This is a genomic window from Streptomyces sp. NPDC107454 (assembly GCF_055582885.1).
Genome location: NZ_JBVJPA010000016.1, coordinates 179441 through 197785, shown reverse-complemented (window position 1 = coordinate 197785; position 18345 = coordinate 179441). Strand labels below are relative to the sequence as shown.

Here is an 18345-nt window from a genome sequence, read left to right as displayed (position 1 = left end):
TTCTGCATGATCAATAAGGCCCTACTTCCTTTGAAACCAAGTCAGTTAAACGATCCAATGGCAGTACGTGACGCGTCGGCGCGCATGGGCCTGCCAAGTGGGTCATGTTTCGAAGAGGTCTCAACTCACCTGCACGGGTGATGCGCGCTACGGCGTGAGCCACCAGCGCACAGCCTTGAAGGCAACGCGCCCCCCGATTCGTGCGCCTTCGTACGAGGATGACCGCGGAGTCCGCACGGAGACGGTCGCCGGGGAGTATGACGATGATCACCAAGGCGTACGCGGCGGGTCGTCGGCCAGGGCCAGGGGCGTCGCATGGTTGTCCCCGGCCCATTCGCAGCGGCGCCGAATCCTCATAAGGTGAGAAGCATTGGTAGCCGGTGGTGGTCATGAGCCAGCGGTGGTCGCGAGGAGGACTGCGGTGAGCGAGACGAGCCCCAAGCTGCGTGCCGAGCTGGCGGGTATCCCCAGCTACAAGCCGGGCAAGCCCGCCGCGGCCGGCGCGGTGGCGTACAAGCTGTCCTCCAATGAGAACCCCTACCCGCCGCTGCCCGGAGTGATGGAGAGCGTGACCGCCGCGGCCGGTACGTTCAACCGCTACCCGGACATGGCGTGCACAGGACTGATGAGCGAGCTGTCGGACCGCTTCGGGGTCCCCCTCTCGCACCTGGCGACCGGCACCGGTTCGGTCGGGGTGGCCCAGCAGCTGCTGCAGGCGACCAGCGGACCGGGCGACGAGGTGATCTACGCCTGGCGGTCCTTCGAGGCGTACCCGATCATCACGCAGATCAGCGGGGCGACCTCGGTACGGGTGCCGCTGACCTCGGACGAGGTGCACGACCTGGACGCCATGGCCGACGCGATCACCGACAGAACGCGGCTGATTTTCGTCTGCAACCCGAACAACCCGACCGGCACCGTGGTGCGCCGGGCCGAGCTGGAGCGATTCCTCGACCGGGTGCCTGGCGATGTCCTGGTGGTCCTGGACGAGGCGTACCGCGAGTTCATCCGGGACGTCGAGGTGCCGGACGGCGTTTCGATCTACCGTGACCGTCCCAACGTCGCTGTGCTGCGTACCTTCTCCAAGGCATACGGGCTCGCGGGCCTGAGGGTCGGTTTCGCGATCGCGCACGAGCCGGTGGCCGCGGCGCTGCGCAAGACCGCGGTGCCCTTCGGGGTCAGCCAGCTCGCGCAGGACGCGGCGGTCGCCTCGCTGCGCGCCGAGGACGAGCTGCTCGGCCGGGTCGGCGCTCTGGTGTGCGAGCGCAACCGTGTGGTCGAGGCGTTGCGCGGTCAGGGCTGGACGGTGCCCGAGACGCAGGCCAACTTCGTGTGGCTCAGGCTGGGGGAGCGCACGCTCGAATTCGCCGCCCACTGTGAGCAGGCCGGGGTCGTCGTGCGGCCCTTCGCCGGCGAAGGGGTGCGCGTGACGATCGGCGAGACCGAGGCGAACGACATCTTCCTCAAGGCGACTGACGGGTTCCGCAAGGAGCTCTGACGTCACATCCCGCTGACAACCCCGCTGCTCCAGTGCCTCGCGGCGCCGGAGCGGCGGGGTTGTTTCGTCGGTCCGGAGGACACCGTGGTGTGGTCCGGAGGACACCTTGGTGTGTTCGAGACCTTCCGAGGGGTTGACGCAAAGGGGGACCCCCCTTCGAGGGTCGAAAGCCGGTGCGTCATAATTGCTTGTGAATGTGAACGCGTTCACAAGCGTGTCCCGATTGTCCCGTGATGTATGTAGCAAAAGGGGCAAACTGCCGCTGTAACTACGGTGGCGTAAGGAGACTGACGACGTGGAACTGGCTTTGGCACCGGAGACTCTGGCTCGGTGGCAGTTCGGCATCACCACCGTCTACCACTTCCTTTTCGTCCCTCTGACGATCTCGCTCGCCGCTCTCACGGCGATTCTGGAGACCGCCTGGGTGCGGACGGGCAAGGAGCACTACCTCAGGGCGACCAAGTTCTGGGGAAAGCTGTTCCTGATCAACATCGCCATGGGTGTCGTGACCGGCATCGTGCAGGAGTTCCAGTTCGGCATGAACTGGTCCGACTACTCGCGCTTCGTCGGTGACGTGTTCGGTGCCCCGCTTGCCTTCGAGGCCCTGATCGCCTTCTTCTTCGAGTCCACCTTCATCGGGCTGTGGATCTTCGGCTGGGACAAACTGCCGAAGAAGGTGCACCTCGCCTGCATCTGGGTGGTCTCCATCGGCACGATCCTGTCGGCCTACTTCATCATGGCGGCCAACTCCTTCATGCAGCATCCGGTCGGCTACCGGCTGGTACAGAAGGCGGACGGCACGATGCGCGCCGAGCTGACCGACTTCCCCAAGGTGCTCTTCCAGGAGACGGCGCTCGTCAACTTCTGGCATGTGATCAGCGCGTCCATCCTGGTCGGCGGGGCCTTCATGACCGGCATCGCCGTGTTCCACCTGCGCAAGAAGCGGCACGTCCGCACCATGCGGATGTCGCTGCGGCTCGGCCTGATCACCGCGCTGGTGGGCACGCTGCTCACCGTCGTCAGCGCCGACACCCTCGGCAAGGTGATGTACGAGCAGCAGCCGATGAAGATGTCGGCGGCCGAGGCCCTGTGGGACTCGCAGCAGCCCGCGCCCTTCTCGCTCTTCGCATACGGCGATGTCGCCAAGGGCCACAACACCGTCGCCATCGAGATCCCGGGGATACTCTCCTTCCTCGCCAAGAACGACTTCAACGCCAAGATCCCCGGCATCAACGACATCAACAAGTCCGAACAGGAGAAGTTCGGGCCCGGTGACTACCGGCCCAACATCCCCACCGCCTACTGGGCGTACCGCTGGATGATCGGCTTCGGTGGGGTCTCGATGGCCCTGTGCACCGCCGGCCTCTGGCTGACCAGGCGGAAGTTCTGGCTGGGGCCGGAACACCGCACCGGGGACGAGGACGTCCCGAAGCTCATGCTCACCAAGAACATGGAGCTGACGCCGAAGCTCGGCATCTGGTGGTGGCGGCTGTCCCAGTGGACGTTGATCTTCCCGCTCATCGGCATCTCCTGGGGCTGGATCTTCACCGAGACGGGGCGTCAGCCCTGGGTGGTGTACGGCCTGTTGAGGACCAGGGACGCGGTCTCGCCCGGGGTCTCCCAGGCGGAGGTGCTGACCTCGCTGATCGTGTTCACCCTCATCTACGCGATCCTCGCCGTCATCGAGGTGAAGCTGATGCTCAAGTACGTGAAGCAGGGTCCGCCGGAGCTCACCGAGGCCGACCTCAACCCGCCCACCAAGATCGGCGGCGACCCCCATGACGCCGACAAGCCGATGGCCTTCTCCTACTAGGCTCAGGGAGCTGCTGAGTCATGGAACTCCACGACGTCTGGTTCGTCATCATCGCGGTCCTGTGGACCGGCTACTTCTTCCTGGAGGGCTTCGACTTCGGGGTCGGCGTCCTCACCAAGCTGCTGGCCCGTGACCGCACCGAGAAGCGGGTCCTCATCAACACCATCGGACCCGTCTGGGACGGCAACGAGGTGTGGCTGCTCTCGGCGGGCGGCGCGACCTTCGCCGCCTTCCCGGAGTGGTACGCCACGCTCTTCTCCGGCTTCTATCTGCCGCTGCTGCTCATCCTGGTCTGCCTGATCGTGCGCGGAGTCGCCTTCGAGTACCGGGTGAAGCGGCCCGAGGAGAACTGGCAGCGCAACTGGGAGGCGGCGATCTTCTGGACCTCGCTCGTCCCCGCGTTCATGTGGGGCGTGGCCTTCGGCAACATCGTGCACGGAGTGAAGATCGACAAGAACTTCGAGTACGTGGGCAACCTCGGTGACCTGCTCAACCCGTACGCGCTCCTGGGCGGTCTGGTCACGCTGACGCTGTTCACCTTCCACGGGACCGTGTTCGTGGGGCTCAAGACCGTCGGGGACATACGGGAGCGGGCGCGCAAGCTTTCGCTCGGGGTCGGGCTGGTGGCCTCCGTGGTGGCGCTCGTCTTCCTGATCTGGACCCAGGCCGACAACGGCGACGCGAAGTCCCTGGCCGCGTTGATCGTGGCCGTGGTCGCCCTCGTCGCCGCGATCGCGGTGGCTCAGACGGGACGCGAGGGCTGGGCGTTCGCGTTGTCGGGGCTCACTATCGTGGCGGCCGTCGCGATGCTCTTCCTGACGCTCTTCCCGAACGTCATGCCGTCCTCGCTCAACGCGGACTGGAGCCTGACGGTCAGCAACGCCTCGTCGTCGCCGTACACGCTGAGGATCATGACCTGGTGTGCGGGAATCGCCACACCGATGGTCCTGCTGTACCAGTCGTGGACGTACTGGGTGTTCCGCAAGAGGATCGGTACGCATCACATCGCCGCGGATGTTGCGCACTGAGCCCGGCCTTATGGGCTGAATCCGACCTCATGGACCAAGTCCGCCCCAAGGGCATGTTTCACGTGAAACATGCCGGATGAGCCAAGGGTGTGTTTCACGTGAAACCAATCGACCCGCGTCTGCTGCGGTACGCCCGTGCCACTCGCTTCTTCCTCATGGCGGTCGTGGGGCTGGGCGCGGCCGGGGCGGCGCTGGTCATTGCCCAGGCGATGCTGATCGCCGAAGTGGTCGTCGGCGCTTTCCAGCACGGTGACTCGGCTTCCGAGCTCCGGACGCCTCTGATCCTGCTGGTCGCGGTCGCCATCGGGCGAGCGGTTGTCTCCTGGCTTACCGAACTCGCCGCGCACCGGGCGAGCGCGGCAGTCAAGTCGGAGTTGCGGGGACGGTTGCTGGAGCGAGCCGCCGCGCTCGGCCCCGGGTGGCTGAGCGGGCAGCGAACCGGGTCGCTCGTCGCCCTCGCCACGCGAGGAGTGGATGCGCTCGACGACTACTTCTCGCGCTATCTCCCTCAGTTGGGACTCGCGGTCGTGGTGCCCGTGGCGGTGCTCGCGCGGATCGTCACCGAGGACTGGGTGTCGGCGGCGATCATCGTCGTCACCCTGCCGCTCATCCCTGTCTTCATGGCGCTGATCGGCTGGGCGACCCGGTCCCAGATGGATCGTCAGTGGCGACTGCTGTCCCGGCTCTCGGGGCACTTCCTTGATGTGGTCGCCGGTCTGCCCACGCTGAAGGTCTTCGGGCGGGCCAAGGCGCAGGCCGAGTCGATCCGGCGGATCACCGGCGAGTACCGCCAGGCGACCATGCGGACGCTGCGGATCGCCTTCCTCTCGTCCTTCGCACTGGAGCTGCTCGCCACGATCTCGGTCGCCCTGGTCGCGGTGACCATCGGGATGCGGCTCGTCCACGGCGACATGGATCTGTACGTCGGGCTCGTCATCCTCGTCCTCGCTCCCGAGGCGTATCTGCCGCTGAGGCAGGTGGGGGCGCAGTACCACGCTGCCGCCGAGGGGCTCGCGGCGGCGGAGGAGATCTTCTCGGTGCTGGAGACCCCAGTGCCGGCCACCGGTTCGCTCGTCGTGCCGGAGGGGGAGATCGGCTTCGAGGGAGTGACGGTCCGCTATCCGGGGCGCTCCGGGGACGCGGTCTCCGATGTCTCCTTCGTGGTCGGGCCCGGCGAGACGGTGGCCCTCGTCGGACCGAGCGGTGTGGGCAAGTCCACGCTGCTGAACGTGCTGCTGGGGTTCGTGGAGCCCGTCGCGGGGCGGGTGCGGATCGGAGGAGTCGATCTCGCCGAGGTCGACGTGGAGGAGTGGCGGTCCCGGGTGGCGTGGGTGCCACAGCGGCCGCACCTCTACGCCGGCTCGATCGCCGAGAACGTACGGCTCGCCCGGCTCGACGCCGACGACGCGGCGGTGCGGCGGGCGTTGGCCGACGCGGGGGCGCTGGAGTTCGTGGACGCCCTGCCCGACGGGGTCGGGACGGTCCTCGGCGAGGACGGCAGCGGACTCTCCGCCGGGCAGCGTCAACGTCTCGCGCTGGCCCGGGCGTTTCTCGCGGACCGGCCCGTGCTGCTGCTCGACGAGCCGACGGCCTCGCTGGACGGGGCGACGGAGGCGGAGGTCGTGGCGGCGGTGCGCAGGCTCGCCGTCGGCCGGACGGTGCTGCTGGTGGTGCACCGGCCCGCGCTGCTGGAGGTGGCCGACCGGGTGGTGCGGCTCGAGGCCGCGGCGTCGGTCGTCGCGACCGGTTCCGTCCCCGGCGAGGGCACGAAAGAGCCCCCGGCGGTCGAGCCGGAGGGTGTGCCCGCGGCCGCTATGGAAGAGGCTGACGCGGCCCCTCCGCGGCGCGGAGGCGTGCTTGCCCGGGTCCGCGCCGCGGCCGGCGCCCGGAGAGGCCGCTTCACGCTCGCCCTTCTCCTCGGGGGCCTCGCCCTTGGAAGTGCCGTCGGGCTGATGGCCACCTCCGGGTGGCTGATCTCGAGGGCGTCGCAGCAGCCTCCGGTGATGTATCTGATGCTGGCCGTGACCGCCACGCGGGCGTTCGGGATCGGCCGGGCCGTCTTCCGGTACGCCGAGCGGCTCGTGTCGCACGACGCGGTGCTGCGGATGCTGGCCGACACCCGGGTCGCCGTCTACCGACGCCTTGAGCGCCTGGCCCCCGCCGGACTGCGGACGGCCCGGCGGGGCGACCTGCTGTCGCGGCTCGTGGCCGATGTGGACGCGCTGCAGGACTACTGGCTGAGGTGGCTGCTGCCGGCCGGGGCGGCGCTTCTCGTGTCCGCCGCCTCCGTCGGCTTCACCGCCTGGCTGCTCCCCGAGGCCGGGGCCGCCCTCGCCGCCGGGTTGCTGGCGGCCGGGGTCGGTGTCCCGCTTCTGACCGGCGCCGTGGCGCGCCGCGCGGAGCACCGGCTGTCCCCCGCTCGCGGCGCCCTGGCGACCCGGGTGACCGACCTCCTCACAGGGACGGCCGAGCTGACGGTCGCGGGCGCGCTGCCCACCCGTACAGCCGAGGCGCGGCGGGCCGACACCGTGCTCACCCGCATCGCCTCGCGAGCTGCCACCGCGACCGCGCTGGGCGACGGGCTCACCGCGCTGGCGACCGGACTGACCGTCGCGGCGACCGCCCTCGTGGGCGCCCAGGCGGTCGCCGGCGGGCGCCTGAGCGGCGTGGCGATGGCCGTGGTCGTCCTCACTCCGCTGGCGGCGTTCGAGTCCGTCCTGGGGCTGCCGCTCGCCGTCCAGTACCGGCAGCGGGTGCGCAGGAGCGCGGAGCGTGTGTACGAGGTGCTGGACACCCCCGATCCCGTACGCGAACCGGAGCTCCCGCAGCCGGCGCCCGCGTCACCGTTCCCGCTGCGCGTACAAGGGCTCGGGGCGCGCCATGCCGGACAGGACCGGGACGCGCTCGCGGGCCTCGACCTGACCCTCGAACAGGGCCGCAGAGTCGCCGTCGTCGGCCCCTCCGGGTCCGGCAAGACCACGCTCGCACAGGTGCTGCTGCGGTTCCTGGACGCGGAGGCGGGGACGTACACGCTGGGCGGCACGGACGCGTACGGGATGGACGGGGACGACGTGCGCCGACTGGTCGGGCTCTGCGCCCAGGACGCGCACCTCTTCGACAGCACGGTGCGCGAGAACCTCCTGCTGGCCCGGAAGAACGCCACCGAGGCCGAACTGCGCGACGCGCTCGCACGGGCCCGGCTCCTGGAGTGGGCGGACGGACTGCCCGACGGGCTCGACACGCTCATCGGCGAGCACGGGGCGCGGCTGTCCGGTGGTCAGCGCCAGCGGCTGGCGCTCGCTCGCGCGCTGCTGGCCGACTTCCCCGTGCTCGTCCTCGACGAGCCCGCGGAACACCTCGACCTGCCGACGGCCGACGCGCTCACCGCGGACCTCCTGACCGCGACGGAGGGCCGTACGACGCTGCTGATCACGCATCGGCTGGCCGGTCTCGCGGCGGTGGACGAGGTGATCGTGCTGGCGGCGGGACGCGTGGCGCAGCGGGGTGCGTACGCGGAGCTGTCGGTCGTGGAGGGGCCGTTGCGGGAGATGCTGGAGCGGGAGGCGGCGGGGGATCTGCTGGTCGGGGCGGCGGCGCGCTAGCGACTCCCCGGGCAACGGTCCGACTTTCCTGCCCAAAGGGGACTGACTACTCTCGAGGCATGCCAGTGGTCCCCGCCTCCCCTTGTTCGGACGGCGGCCCGGACGTGCCGCGGCTGTTGGAGGCGGTGCGGTCGATCGGGTCGGGGCTGGAACTGCACTCGACGCTGGACCGGATCTGCGAGAAGGCGGCCGAGCTGGCGGACACGCGCTACGCCGCCATCGGGGTCGTGGCGGAAGACGGTGAGGGACTCGCGGACTTCGTCTTCCACGGCGTCGACGAGGAGACCGCCCGGCGGATCGGGCGGCTGCCCGACGGACACAAGGGGCTGCTCGGGGCGCTCATCCACGACCCGGCGCCGGTACGGCTCGCGCGGCTGGACGAGGATGCGCGCGCGTGCGGATTTCCCGAGCACCATCCGGCGATGCGCAACTTCCTTGGGGTTCCGATCCGGGTGCAGGGGGAGATCTTCGGGAATCTGTATCTGGCCGAGAAACGCGGCGGTGGCCCGTTCACCGACGACGACCTCAACATGGTCCGTGTGCTGGCCGCGGAGGCGGGTATCGCGATCGGCAACGCCCGGCTGTACGAGGCCGCCCAGCAGCGCGAACGGTGGATTGACGGCTCGGTGGCCGTGACCCGGGCACTCCTGTCGGCAGACGACGCCGAGGACGCGCTCCAGGTCGTCGCGGAACAGGCCCGCAGGCTCTCGGGATCGGTGGCCGGGATCGTGCTGCTGCCCGCGGCGGAGGGCGGTCTGGAGATCAGCGCGGTCGCCAAGGACCGCCCGTCCAAGGTGCTGGGAGCCGTCGTCCCGCCGGAGAGTGAACTGGTCGCCGAACTCCTCGACGGAGAGGCCGTGTTCCTCGACGACGCGGCCACCGACCCGCGCATGGTCACCGACTTCGCCCGCGAGTACGGGCCGACGATGATGCTTCCCCTGCAGAGCGACGGCCGTCTCCTGGGAGCCCTCGTCACTCCCCGCGAACGGGGCGGGCGTCCTTTCACCGAGACCGAGCGCACCCTCGCCGCGCACTTCGCCTCGCAGGCCGCCCTCGCGCTGATGATGGCCGAGACACAGCGCGACCGGGAGCGGCTCGCGGTCTACGAGGACCGTGACCGGATCGCCCGTGATCTGCACGACCTCGTCATCCAGCGGCTCTTCGCCACCGGGATGATGTTGGAGAGCGCACAGCGGAACTCGGCCGTGCCCGAGGTGCGGCAGGGCGTCGAAAAGGCGGTCGACGAACTCGACGTCACCATTCAGGAGATCCGCACCGCCGTCTTCGCGCTCCAACAGGGACCCGCCGAAGTGCCGTCCGGGCTGCGCACCCGGGTGCTGCGGGAGATCAACATGGCCGCCGTGCCGCTCGGCTTCAAGCCCACGCACGGCTTTGTCGGGCCCGTCGACACGGCGGTCGGTGAACTTACGGGCAAGAACCTCATCGCGGCCCTGCGGGAGGCGCTCTCCAACGCCTTCCGGCATGCCGGGGCCTCCCGCATCGACGTCGTCGTCGACGCGTCCGTCGTCCTGCCGGACGGTCGGCAGGGTGTCCGGCTGACCGTCGAGGACAACGGCATCGGCATCCCCGCGGGCGGCCGGCGCAGCGGCCTGCGCAACCTCGGGCGGCGCGCCGAGTCGCTGGGCGGCGACAGCTGGTACGGACCGGGGCCCGGAGCCGACGGCGGCGGTACGACGGTGGTGTGGCAGGCCCCGCACGTTCCGCGGGCGGAACCGCTTTAGAACCCCGGCCGCGGAACCGGTTTGGAACCCCGGGCCGCTGTGGAACCGCCGGTCCTGCCCAGCCGCTCCTACAGCCGCTCGGCGAGGATCTTCTCGATGACGACCGCCACCCCGTCCTCGTTGTTGGCGACCGTGCGACCGGAGGCCGCGGCGATCACGGCGGGGTGCGCGTTGCCCATCGCGTACGACGTGCCCGCCCAGGTCAGCATCTCGACGTCGTTCGGCATGTCTCCGAAGGCGACGACCTCCTCGGGGGAGATACCGCGCTCGGCGCAGCAGAGTTCGAGTGTGCTCGCCTTGGAGACGCCGGGGCCGCTGATCTCCAGCAGGGCGCTGGGGCTGGAGCGGGTGATGGTGGCGCGGTCGCCGGCGGCGCGACGGGCCACGGTGAGGAAGGCGTCGGGGTCGAGCTCGTGGTGGAAGGCGAGGATCTTGAGCACCGGTTCGCCGGCACCGGGGGCGTCCGGGGCCAGGAGCCGCTCGGCGGGCGCGAGGTTGTCGGGGATCTCCATGTGCAGCTTGGGGTACGCGGGCTCCTGGTAGAAGCCGTACGTCTGCTCGACGGCGAACACCGTGCCCGGTGCGGCCTCCCGCAGCAGTCGTACGGCGTCGAGCGCGTTCTCCCGCGCCAGCTCTCGGACCTTGACGAACCGGTGGGCGCCGGGGCCGCCGTGCAGGTCGACCACGGCGGCGCCGTTGCCGCAGATCGCCAGGCCGTGGCCGTGGACGTGGTCGCTGACGACGTCCATCCAGCGGGCCGGGCGGCCGGTCACGAAGAAGACCTCGATACCGGCCTCCTCGGTGGCGGCGAGGGCGGCGACCGTGCGCTCGGATACGGACTTGTCGTCGCGCAGGAGGGTGCCGTCGAGGTCCGTGGCGATCAGGCGCGGCGGAAGGGCGGCTGCCGGGGTCTGTGGCTGTCGGGTCGCTGAGGTCACCGGGCCATTCTCGCGCATATGCCCGCACGGCCGTGCGGGAGCCCGCACAGGTGAGTGGTTACCGCTCTCACCAGTACCGTTACACCCCGTTGTCGCCATCCGTGGTGCCGCTGGCCGTCAGGCCAGCTGCGCCGGGGCCTCCATGGCGATGCGCTCGAAGACCTTCTCGTCCGCGGCGAAGTCCGAGTCGGGGACGGGCCAGTGGATCACGATGTCGGTGAAGCCCAGCTCCGCGTGCCGGCCCGCGAACTCGACGAACGCGTCGAGGGACTCCAGCGGACGGGCTCGGTCCGGGGTGAAACCGGTGAGCAGGATCTTGTCGAGTCCGGACACGTCACGGCCGACCGCGGCGCAGGCGGCGGTCAGCTTCTCCACCTGTCCGTGAATGGCCTGAACCGACTGTTCAGGGGTGCCCGTTTCGTACAGCTTGGGGTCGCCGGTCGTCACCCAGGCCTGTCCGTGGCGGGCGGCGAGCTTCATGCCGCGCGGACCGGTGGCGGCCACCGCGAAGGGCAGTCGGGGCCGCTGGACACAGCCCGGGATGTTGCGTGCCTCGTGTGCCGAGTAGAAGTCGCCGTCGTAGGAGACCGAGTCCTCGGTGAGGAGGCGGTCGAGCAGCGGTACGAACTCACCGAAGCGGTCGGCGCGCTCACGCGGGGACCAGGGCTCCTGGTCGCTCTTCAGAAGCGTCGTGGCGTCGAATCCGTTGCCGCCCGCGCCGATGCCCAGGGTGATCCGGCCGTTCGAGATGTCGTCGAGGGAGATCAGTTCCTTGGCGAGGGTCACCGGGTGCCGGAAGTTCGGCGAGGTCACGAGCGTGCCCAGGCGGAGCCGGTCGGTGGCGGTGGCCGCGGCGGTGAGCGTGGGCACGGCACCGAACCAGGGGCCGTCCCGGAAGGTCCGCCACGACAGGTGGTCGTACGTGAACGCGGTGTGGAAGCCGAGCTGCTCAGCACGCTGCCAGGCGGCACGCCCGCCCTCGTGCCAGCGGAGGTACGGCAGGATCACAGTGCTCAGACGCAGACTCATGCATCGAGCGTAAGCGGAGTCGCGGGGTGGTCGCGGCCACCGTGTGATCGCTCCACCGGTGCCCCTTGGCCGGCCGGTCGGCGGACGATCAGTGCGGGCCGGGGAAGCGCAGGTACTTCGGCGGTACGGCCTCGGTGAGCCACACCCCGTTCGCGCTGACCCGGAAGACATGGCCGTCGCGGTGCATGGCGGCGGCGTCCACGCCGAGCACGACGGGCCGGCCGCGGCGGGCGCCGACGCGGGTGGCGGTCTCGCGGTCGGGCGAGAGATGCACGTCGTGCCGGTTCATGGGCCGCAGGCCCTCGGCCCGGATCGCGTCCAGATTGCGGGCCACGGTCCCGTGGTAGAGGTACTCCGGTGGGGTCGCCGGGGGCAGTCCGAGGTCGACCTCGACGGAGTGTCCCTGGCTGGCGCGGATGCGGGTGCCCTCCACGGCGAAGCGCCGCTTGTCGTTCGTGGCCACCACATGGTCGAGCTCCTCGCGGGTGATCCGGAAGCCGTGCTCCGCCGCTGCCGCGATCAGCGTGTCGATCTCGACCCAGCCTCCCTCGCCGAGCGTGAGCCCGATCCGCTCGGGCTGATGCCGCAGATGCTTCGAGAGGTACTTCGACACCTTCACGGTGCGTCTTTCATCCATCGGTTCGTTCATCCTGCCAGCGTGCCTGGCGAGAGGCGGATCACGCATTTGATTTTGGTTCGGAGGTTTGATCCACAAGCAAGTCTGGTTATCCACAGGTGAATTGACGAATCTGTGGACAACGCGCGGGCGATTTAGGGCTTTTCGTCAACGGTATTGTAATGGTTGTAATTTGAGGTGAGATGGTCCAACGTCCTGGTCTGGACCTCCCGTTCGGCTGCCGCCGCGACGAATGCCGCCACCTGTCCGGAACCAACCAAGGTCTCCACAGCGCGCATTGTGGAGACCGGGAGCTGAACGGAACGCGTCTCTTCCATGGCGTCCTGGGGCGGCCCCGCCCCAAGACGTTCACGCAGGTGCCGGGTCGCGAACAGCCGCATGGCACGGGCCAGTTCCGCGTCCACCGTCTGCTGCGCGAGCGGTCGCAGACGGCGTACCAGGGAGGCCGCCTCGACCGCCTCCGCGTCGCTCGGCGGATGCTCACCGAGATAGCGCGCGAAGACGTGCTCGGTCGTGAACTCCAGGAAACGCGCGGCGATGTGCTCGACCTTTCCTCTCAACTCCCGCAGATGGCCCGAGATCGCGGACAGTGGCACACCCGCCGCGTACAACTCCACTGCCACGGCGAGTTCTTGGGGGCTCGGGACGAGATACACCTCGCTCTCGCCGGGGAGGCGCTCCAGTACTCCGAGCTCCACCGCCTCCGCCACCGCCGCGTCGTCCGGGCTGCCACCGAACCGCTCGTCCAGCTCGGCCCGCGACATGCGCACGGCCTCCTCGTCGGTCCACGGTCCGTCGACCTCCGCGACCAGCCCGAGGATCCCGCCCAGCCCCCGGCCCGCGTCCCAGGCCTCCAGGAGTTCCTTGATGGAGGCCAGGGTGTAGCCGCGGTCCAGGAGGTCGGCGATCTGCCGCAGCCGGGCCAGATGCGCGTCCGCGTACACGTTGGCGCGACCGCGCCGCTCGGGGCGGGGGAGCAGCCCGCGGTCCTGGTAGGCGCGGATCGTCCGGACCGTGGCGCCGCTGTGATGCGACAGATCCTCGATGCGGTACGCGACCCGGACCGGCTCGTCGTTCACGCTGTCTGCCTCCCGACCCCCTGGGTACTACGCGACGGCCCCGCGCGGCGAGCCCTCCTGCGAGGGATGGTACGACCGCCGCGGACAGCGGGACATGGCCGTGCCGCGCTCCTCCAGAGTGGGCAACTGGCCCGTGCCCACGCCCCTGTTGCGGGCGGCCACGAACCTCACAGCGGTGGCTCCATCCGCGCGATCGCGCGCAGCGCCCTCGGCGCCAGCCGGGACATCAGGCGGCCGCCGCGCGCCTCGGGGGTGACGGGCACGACCGCCTGGTTGCGGACGACCGCGCGCAGGATCGCGCCGGCCACCTTCTCCGGCGGGTAGTTGCGCAGCCCGTACAGCCGCGCCGACTTCTGCCGGCGGCGCTTCTCCTCGCTCGCGTCCACCCCGGCGAAGTGCGCGGTCGAGGTGATGTTCGTGTTCACGAATCCCGGGCAGATCGCCGAGACGCCGATGCCCTGCCCGGCCAACTCCGCGCGCAGGCACTCGCTGAGCATCAGCACGGCCGCCTTCGAGGTGCTGTAGGCGGGCAGCGCCTTCGAGGGCAGGTACGCCGCCGCCGACGCGGTGTTGACGATGTGGCCGCCCTGCCCGCGCTCGGCCATCTGCCTGCCGAAGAGCCGGCAGCCGTGGATCACGCCCCACAGGTTGACGTCGAGAACCTTCTTCCAGTCCTCCGGAGTCGTGTCGAAGAAGGACCCGGACAGTCCGATCCCGGCGTTGTTCACCAGCACGTCCACCACGCCGTACTCGCCGGCGACCCTTTCGGCGAGCTTCTCCATGGCCTGCTCGTCGGAGACGTCGACCGTCTCGGCCCACGCTTCGGGGGAGCCGATCAGCCGGGACATCTCCGCCGTGCGCGCCGCGCCCTCCGCGTCCCGGTCGACGGCCACCACGCGCGCGCCGGCCTCGGCGAACGCCAGGGCGGTGGCCCGCCCGATGCCGCTGCCCGCGCCGGTGACCAGCACGAGCTGCCCGCCGAACCGGTCGGCGTATCTGCCCGAGGCGATGGTGTCCCGCACCGGCACGCCGTCCTCGTTGGCGCGCACGAAGTCCCTGATCCAGGAGGCCAGTTGGTCGGGCCGCGTGCGTGGGATCCAGTGCTTGTCCGGGAGGGTGCGGCGCACCAGCTGCGGGGCCCACTCCTCCAGGTCGTCGTAGAGCCGCTCGGAGAGGAACCCGTCCCCCAGGGGCGTGATGAGCTGCACGGGCGCGTGCGCGTAGGCGTCCGGGCGTGGCCTGCTCAGCCGGGCCCGTACGTTGTCGCGGTACAGCCAAGCGCCGTGCGCCGCGTCCGTCGGCAGCGAGGGGGTCGGATAGTCACCCGCGGGCACCTTCTCGACCCGCCGCAGGATCTTCGGCCACTGCTTGCCCAGGGGGCCGCGCCAGGCGAGCTCCGGCAGCACGGGCGTGTGCAGCAGGTACACGTACCAGGACTTGGCGCCCTGGCCGAGGAGCTGGCCGACCCGGCGCGGAGTGGGCCGCCGCACACGCCGCTTGATCCAGTGGCCGAAGTGGTCGAGGGACGGCCCGGACATGGAGGTGAAGGAGGCGATCCGGCCCTGGGTGCGCGCGACCGTGACGAACTCCCAGGACTGCACCGAACCCCAGTCGTGCCCCACCAGGTGCACCGGACGGTCGGGGCTCACCGCGTCGACGACGGCCAGGAAGTCGTCCGTGAGCTTCTCCAGGGTGAACCCGCCGCGCAGTGGCTGCGGGGCCGTCGATCCGCCGTGGCCACGGACGTCGTACAGCACCACGTGGAAATGCTCCGCCAGGCGGGTCGCGACCTCGGACCACACCTCCTTGGAGTCCGGATAGCCGTGCACGAGCACCACCGTGGGCCTCGCCGGATCGCCCAGCTCGGCGACGCACAGCTCGATCCCGCCCGTCCGAACCCGGCGCTCGCGCGCGCCTTCGAGAGTCACGAGAGTCACTTCTCCTTCGCCCAGCGCCGCACGGTACGTGTCCGTAACTTGACACTGGCGAATGTGACAGTTGTTAGAGGCTGCGTCAATAGGCCTGCGCGGCACCTGTGGACAACCGGTCCGATGTGGATAAATCCCCGCCGGTTGTTCGACTTCAGGGGGACCCCTACGGGCTCGTACGCCTGGAGTCGGACGCGGATACAGCTCCGTGGGTTGACGACCGCTGTGGCGTGCGCCACTACCTTCGACAACGTGACTGTGATCGCGACCGAAAGCCTGAGCAAGCGGTACCCCCGGGTGACCGCTCTTGACCGGCTCTCCGTGGACGTCGGACCCGGTGTGACCGGACTCGTCGGAGCCAACGGAGCCGGCAAGTCCACACTGATCAAGATCCTGCTGGGTCTTTCCCCCGCCACCGAGGGCCGCGCCGAAGTGCTCGGACTCGATGTCGCCACCCAAGGCGGCGCCATCCGCGAGCGGGTCGGGTACATGCCCGAGCACGACTGCCTGCCCCCCGACGTCTCGGCCACCGAGTTCGTCGTCCACATGGCGCGGATGTCCGGGCTCCCGCCGGCCGCGGCACGCGAGCGCACCGCGGACACCCTGCGCCACGTCGGGCTCTACGAGGAGCGCTACCGCCCCATCGGTGGCTACTCGACGGGCATGAAGCAGCGCGTCAAGCTCGCGCAGGCCCTCGTCCACGACCCCCAGCTGGTCTTCCTCGACGAGCCGACCAACGGCCTCGACCCGGTCGGCCGCGACGAGATGCTCGGCCTGATCCGCCGTATCCACACGGAGTTCGGGATCTCGGTCCTGGTCACCTCGCACCTGCTGGGTGAGCTGGAGCGCACCTGCGACCACGTCGTGGTCGTCGACGGCGGCAAGCTGCTGCGGTCCAGCTCCACCACGGACTTCACCCAGACCACGACGACCCTCGCCATCGAGGTCACCGACACCGACGAGCACCCGGACGGCACCGGCGCGGTCCGCGAGGCGCTCCACGCGCGCGGGGTCGAGACCCACGACGGCAGCGGGCTGCCGGGCGCCGGCCACATCCTGCTGCTGACCGCCGAGGGCGAGGAGACCTACGACCTCGTCCGCGACATCGTCGCCGACCTCGGCCTCGGCCTGATCCGGATGGAACAGCGCCGCCACCACATCGCGGAGGTCTTCCGCGAGGAACAGACGGACGGGACGGACGTGCAGGGCGTACGGAAGGAGGCAGTGGGCCATGGCAGTTGAGCAGTCCCTCACCCCCCGCGGTGAGCAGACCCGGATCCACGACATCGGCTACCGCCACTACGACGGCCCGCGCCTGGGCCGCGCCTACGCCCGCCGCTCGCTGTACTCGCAGTCCCTGCGCGGCTCCTACGGCCTGGGCCGCTCGGTCAAGTCCAAGGTGCTGCCGATGCTGCTCTTCGTGGTGATGTGCGTCCCCGCACTCATCATGGTGGCCGTCGCGGTCGCCACCAAGGCGAAGGCCCTGCCGGTCGACTACACGCGCTACGCGGTCATCATGCAGGCCGTCATCGGCCTGTACGTCGCCTCCCAGGGACCGCAGTCCGTCTCGCGCGACCTGCGCTTCAAGACCGTGCCGCTGTACTTCTCACGCCCCATCGAGACCGTCGACTACGTACGCGCCAAGTACGCGGCGCTGGCCTCGGCGCTGTTCGTCCTGACGGCCGCGCCGCTGATCGTGCTCTACGTAGGGGCACTTCTGGCGAAGCTCGACTTCTCCGACCAGACGAAGGGCTTCGGACAGGGGCTGGTCTCCGTGGCGCTGCTGTCGCTTCTCTTCGCCGGGATCGGCCTGGTCATCTCGTCGGTGACCCCGCGCCGCGGCTTCGGCATCGCGGCTGTCATCGCGGCGCTGACCATCTCGTACGGAGCCGTGTCGACCGTCCAGGCCATCGCCTTCGAACAGTCCAGCTCCTCGGCCGTGCCCTGGCTCGGCCTCTTCTCTCCCATCACGCTCATCGACGGGGTGCAGACGGCCTTCCTCGGCGCCACCTCCGCCTTCCCCGGCGGGGAGGGCCCCTCGTCCGGACAGGGAGTCGTCTACCTCGTCGTCGTCCTGGGGCTCATCGCGGGCTCCTACGGCCTCCTGCTGCGCCGCTACCGAAAGGTCGGGCTGTGACCACGCTCAACATCGACCATGTCTCGCGCTGGTTCGGCAACGTGGTGGCGGTCAACGACATCACGATGACGATCGGCCCCGGCGTCACCGGCCTGCTCGGCCCGAACGGCGCCGGGAAGTCCACCCTCATCAACATGATGGGCGGCTTCCTCGCCCCCTCGACCGGCACCGTCACCCTCGACGGCCGGCAGGTCTGGCGCAACGAGGAGATCTACAAGCACATCGGCATCGTCCCGGAGCGCGAGGCGATGTACGACTTCCTCACGGGCCAGGAATTCGTCGTTGCCAACGCAGAGTTGCACGGCCTCGGAGCGAAGGCCGCCCAGCGGGCGCTCGCCACGGTCGAGATGGAGTACGCGCAGGACCGCAAGATCTCCACGTACTCCAAGGGCATGCGGCAGCGCGTGAAGATGGCCTCCGCCCTCGTCCACGACCCGTCCCTGCTGCTGCTCGACGAGCCCTTCAACGGAATGGACCCGCGCCAGCGCATGCAGCTCATGGACCTGCTGCGCCGCATGGGCGACGAGGGCCGCACGGTGCTGTTCTCGTCCCACATTCTCGAAGAGGTCGAACAGCTCGCCGCCCACATCGAGGTGATCGTCGCCGGACGGCACGCGGCCAGCGGCGACTTCCGCCGCATCCGGCGCCTGATGACCGACCGCCCGCACCGCTACCTGGTGCGCTCCAGCGACGACCGGGTACTGGCCGCCGCGCTGATCGCCGATCCGTCGACGTCCGGCATCGAAGTGGACCTGGCCGAGGGCGCGCTGCGCATCCAGGCGGTCGACTTCGGCCGGTTCACGGCGCTGCTGCCGCGCGTCGCGCGCGAGCACGGCATCCGGCTGCTCACGGTCTCGCCGTCCGACGAGTCCCTCGAGTCCGTCTTCTCGTATCTCGTCGCGGCGTAGGAGGCC

General features: G+C 69.8%; 13 protein-coding genes. 8 read left to right on the top strand and 5 right to left on the bottom strand.

Annotation, left to right across the window (positions count from 1 at the left end; genetic code table 11):
* Positions 1-421 precede the first annotated feature (421 nt).
* The 5 genes from hisC (at position 422) to ACZ69M_RS36935 (ending at position 9683) form a co-directional block, all read left to right on the top strand.
* Complete coding sequence (gene hisC / locus ACZ69M_RS36955; RefSeq protein ID WP_470056924.1) at positions 422-1498, top strand: histidinol-phosphate transaminase; 1077 nt, start codon at positions 422-424, stop codon at positions 1496-1498.
* Positions 1499-1793: 295 nt separating this feature from the next.
* Positions 1794-3311 (top strand): cytochrome ubiquinol oxidase subunit I, encoded by a 1518-nt coding sequence (locus tag ACZ69M_RS36950; protein ID WP_470056922.1) that lies wholly within the window; start codon positions 1794-1796, stop codon positions 3309-3311.
* A gap of 20 nt (positions 3312-3331) precedes the next feature.
* The gene (gene cydB, locus ACZ69M_RS36945; protein WP_470056920.1) at positions 3332-4339 is read left to right on the top strand and encodes a cytochrome d ubiquinol oxidase subunit II; all 1008 of its coding nucleotides are present in this window, start codon (positions 3332-3334) and stop codon (positions 4337-4339) included.
* A 98-nt stretch (positions 4340-4437) separates the two neighbouring features.
* Positions 4438-7941: a thiol reductant ABC exporter subunit CydD gene (gene cydD, locus ACZ69M_RS36940; protein ID WP_470056918.1), complete on the top strand. Its 3504-nt coding sequence runs from the start codon at positions 4438-4440 to the stop codon at positions 7939-7941.
* 59 nt (positions 7942-8000) lie between these two features.
* The gene (locus tag ACZ69M_RS36935) at positions 8001-9683 is read left to right on the top strand and encodes a sensor histidine kinase (RefSeq protein ID WP_470056916.1); all 1683 of its coding nucleotides are present in this window, start codon (positions 8001-8003) and stop codon (positions 9681-9683) included.
* Between the two features lie 68 nt (positions 9684-9751).
* On the opposite strand, the gene ACZ69M_RS36930 is transcribed toward ACZ69M_RS36935, so the two are convergent.
* The 5 genes from ACZ69M_RS36930 to ACZ69M_RS36910 form a co-directional block, all read right to left on the bottom strand.
* Complete coding sequence (locus ACZ69M_RS36930) at positions 9752-10639, bottom strand: Cof-type HAD-IIB family hydrolase (RefSeq protein WP_470056914.1); 888 nt, start codon at positions 10637-10639, stop codon at positions 9752-9754.
* A 99-nt stretch (positions 10640-10738) separates the two neighbouring features.
* Positions 10739-11650: an LLM class flavin-dependent oxidoreductase gene (locus ACZ69M_RS36925; RefSeq protein WP_470056912.1), complete on the bottom strand. Its 912-nt coding sequence runs from the start codon at positions 11648-11650 to the stop codon at positions 10739-10741.
* 88 nt (positions 11651-11738) lie between these two features.
* Positions 11739-12287 (bottom strand): RNA 2'-phosphotransferase, encoded by a 549-nt coding sequence (locus ACZ69M_RS36920; protein WP_060901684.1) that lies wholly within the window; start codon positions 12285-12287, stop codon positions 11739-11741.
* Positions 12288-12421: 134 nt separating this feature from the next.
* Positions 12422-13366: a MerR family transcriptional regulator gene (locus ACZ69M_RS36915; protein ID WP_470056910.1), complete on the bottom strand. Its 945-nt coding sequence runs from the start codon at positions 13364-13366 to the stop codon at positions 12422-12424.
* 167 nt (positions 13367-13533) lie between these two features.
* The gene (locus ACZ69M_RS36910; protein WP_470056909.1) at positions 13534-15294 is read right to left on the bottom strand and encodes an SDR family oxidoreductase; all 1761 of its coding nucleotides are present in this window, start codon (positions 15292-15294) and stop codon (positions 13534-13536) included.
* 258 nt (positions 15295-15552) lie between these two features.
* Here ACZ69M_RS36910 and ACZ69M_RS36905 point away from each other — a divergent pair, with 258 nt between their 5' ends.
* The 3 genes from ACZ69M_RS36905 to ACZ69M_RS36895 are packed head-to-tail and all read left to right on the top strand — an operon-like array spanning position 15553 to position 18339.
* On the top strand, positions 15553-16536 hold the full coding sequence (locus tag ACZ69M_RS36905; RefSeq protein WP_470057046.1) for an ABC transporter ATP-binding protein: 984 nt from the start codon (positions 15553-15555) through the stop codon (positions 16534-16536).
* Positions 16526-17431, top strand: a complete 906-nt coding sequence (locus ACZ69M_RS36900) for an ABC transporter permease subunit (RefSeq protein WP_403700250.1) — start codon at positions 16526-16528, stop codon at positions 17429-17431. Before ACZ69M_RS36905 ends, ACZ69M_RS36900 begins: the two co-directional genes overlap by 11 nt.
* A complete protein-coding gene (locus tag ACZ69M_RS36895; RefSeq protein ID WP_452974509.1) occupies positions 17428-18339 on the top strand; it encodes an ABC transporter ATP-binding protein in 912 nt (303 codons plus the stop codon). The genes ACZ69M_RS36900 and ACZ69M_RS36895 overlap by 4 nt, the downstream gene beginning before the upstream one ends.
* Positions 18340-18345: the final 6 nt, after the last annotated feature.

Bases quoted from the DNA above. Each gene is read 5' to 3' on its own strand.
- cydB (WP_470056920.1), top strand. From the start codon at position 3,332: ATGGAACTCCACGACGTCTGGTTCGTCATCATCGCGGTCCTGTGGACC.
- ACZ69M_RS36935 (WP_470056916.1), top strand. From the start codon at position 8,001: ATGCCAGTGGTCCCCGCCTCCCCTTGTTCGGACGGCGGCCCGGACGTG.
- ACZ69M_RS36930 (WP_470056914.1), bottom strand. From the start codon at position 10,639: ATGCGCGAGAATGGCCCGGTGACCTCAGCGACCCGACAGCCACAGACC.
- ACZ69M_RS36925 (WP_470056912.1), bottom strand. From the start codon at position 11,650: ATGAGTCTGCGTCTGAGCACTGTGATCCTGCCGTACCTCCGCTGGCAC.
- ACZ69M_RS36920 (WP_060901684.1), bottom strand. From the start codon at position 12,287: ATGGATGAAAGACGCACCGTGAAGGTGTCGAAGTACCTCTCGAAGCAT.
- ACZ69M_RS36900 (WP_403700250.1), top strand. From the start codon at position 16,526: ATGGCAGTTGAGCAGTCCCTCACCCCCCGCGGTGAGCAGACCCGGATC.